The organism is Thiocystis violacea (assembly GCF_016583565.1).
GTDB classification, from domain to species: Bacteria; Pseudomonadota; Gammaproteobacteria; order Chromatiales; family Chromatiaceae; genus Thiorhodococcus; species Thiorhodococcus violaceus_A.
This window is the reverse complement of record NZ_NRRF01000170.1, coordinates 1-2181: the sequence shown is the minus strand read 5'-3', so window position 1 is coordinate 2181 and position 2181 is coordinate 1. Positions and strand designations below refer to the sequence as shown.

Genomic DNA, 2181 nt, shown 5'->3' with positions numbered 1-2181 from the left:
GGGGACACAAGAGAAGAGAGGACACCGAGAAGTAGGTTGTGCCGTCACCTACGGACGAAAAACGCCTGGACGTTGAGCAAGACTCAATGCCGAGCATCAAGCGGTTCCCTGAGAAATCCTAGCAGCGCTTTTTCATCCTGCGGCGAGCTGGGACGCGCTTTTAGGATCCACCACTACCGTCGGAGCGATTCATACGGCACCCCTGCCCCAACCTCTGTCGAGGCTAGCCGATGGGCGCTATTTGGTTGAGCGGCCATGAAGATGGCTTGCAGGCGGAAGGGGGCGAAGCGATGGCTGATCCCCGAAGACCTCCCAGCATCGAGCAGGCGTCGGCGTTTCCGTCACTAACGGAGATTCCAGCATGGCGCGACGGTGACGCTCTTCAAGGCCGTTCCACCAGGCAATAGCTCTACGCTCTTCATACTCTGGCAACCGCTCAACGCTCATCACAGACCCCCAACGGATTAAACCCTGCCTTGACCCCTGGAAGCTTCTCAGACGCCCTGAGAGACTCATCCAGCCCACGAGAGATGGCAGGCCCCAGACCATCCCAGCCCCCCACCTCATCAGCCCAACCAGCCAGAACGCGCCCGTATTGACGAAGCAGAGCGCCACGCGCGCGATCGGCATCAGTTGGCCGCCAGACCGTGCCCACCGACTCCGCCCGCTTGGCCTCGAACCCAAGCGCTTCCGTAGCGCCAGCCATCCACCGAGACGCCCTGAAGAAATCTTCCTCACCCCAGAGCGCAACAGCTTCCCGCGCGTGCGGCGCCGGATAGACGCGAGCCTCAAGCCGGACCCACCGCTTATCGCCGCCTGACTCATAGCCCTTCTCGTAAAGGACGAGCTGACACGTCGAGCTGCGTGCCCCGAGGTAGAGCGTGCGCGCCTCCCCTCTCTCCCAATCGCCTTTCTGCTCAATCTTGATGCCCTTGGCCAGCGCAAACCGAATGAGCTTTGCTGCCATGTGATCGAAGAGAGACTCTTCAACCCAATCGATGCACGAATCAACCCGAGTCGGACAGACCTTCCAGCCAAACAACCGCCGCCCCTTGCTAAGGATCCTCGCGACCTCGGGAGAGTCCTCACCTGTCCCCTTGACGTTCACGCCCGGATTGCCGCCCCACCAGACTTCCGCCAGATCCCTATCGCCACGCCGCAGCAGCGCCGCCCGGAGATAGCCATTTTTGGGCCTACCAGGGTAGACCGTAGCTAGATCAAGCTCCCGTTCAAGGAACCCCGTAACATCATCAGCGTCTGGCCCAAAGACGGACGCCTGATACCAATCGAATCTCATGACCTGGCCTCCCTGCCCTCCCATCTGATACACGCTTCGCTAGCTTTCGATTCCGCTTCGAGGCGAGTTTTGCACCCCTTTCCGCCATCCAATTCCCCTAATTCGCGGTCAACTATAGACCAGGCGTAAGCTCCTGAATCGTCTCTGGAAATCACCGAAGACACCCGTGCCCCCCCCAAACCTGACCCCCGTGTTACTAGGCGGGGGTCGAGCAGATCTTCCAGCGACCCCAGAGCGAGCCTCGTTTGAGCCGTTGCCGTATTCGCTACGTCCTCAAGCTCTCGCTCCAGAGCCTCTACCGTGTTGACGAGACCGCGCTTGACTTCCTCGGGCGCATCCCTGGCCGCATCGATCAACGCGACAGTCCGCATGAGCGGTTCATGCACAACATCCAGATACTCGGAGATGATGGAAGACAAGCTTCGCGCCTGGAGCCTGGCGAGACGAGATAGGGTCTCATGAACCCGAGGATTGAGAGTGACCGTAACCCGAGGTTTCGACGTTGCCATGTGATGCCCTTGCCTGTTGAGTGATGCACCGAACATAGACGATAGTGATGCACTTTGCAAGGTAGTGATGCACTTCCCCTGTGAACCCCATCGCCGAATGTCCAGATGGGATATGTGCGTGCTCAGAGGACGCGCAAGACGAGCCAGTCTCTTGAAGCAGTTCCCGCCGCAAGCTTCGGGAAATGCTTCAAGAGCCCGGCGCAGCCGCCGGATTCTTGCAATCGACTTTGTCCCCTTGATTTTCCAATGGGGACACAAGAGAAGAGAGGACACCGAGAAGTAGGTTGTGCCGTCACCTACGGACGAAAAACGCCTGGACGTTGAGCAAGACTCAATGCCGAGCATCAAGCGGTTCCCTGAGAAATCCTAGCAGCG

General features: G+C 59.2%; 1 protein-coding gene. It reads right to left on the bottom strand.

All coding sequences use genetic code 11. The annotated features are described in order from the left end of the window. Window positions 1-436: 436 nt before the first annotated feature. Window positions 437-1297 (bottom strand): replication initiation factor domain-containing protein, encoded by an 861-nt coding sequence (locus tag CKO23_RS24425; protein WP_200336066.1) that lies wholly within the window; start codon window positions 1295-1297, stop codon window positions 437-439. Between the last annotated feature and the right edge of the window lie 884 nt (window positions 1298-2181).

Coding starts and splice junctions, on each gene's coding strand:
- CKO23_RS24425 (WP_200336066.1), bottom strand. CDS start 1,297: ATGAGATTCGATTGGTATCAGGCGTCCGTCTTTGGGCCAGACGCTGAT.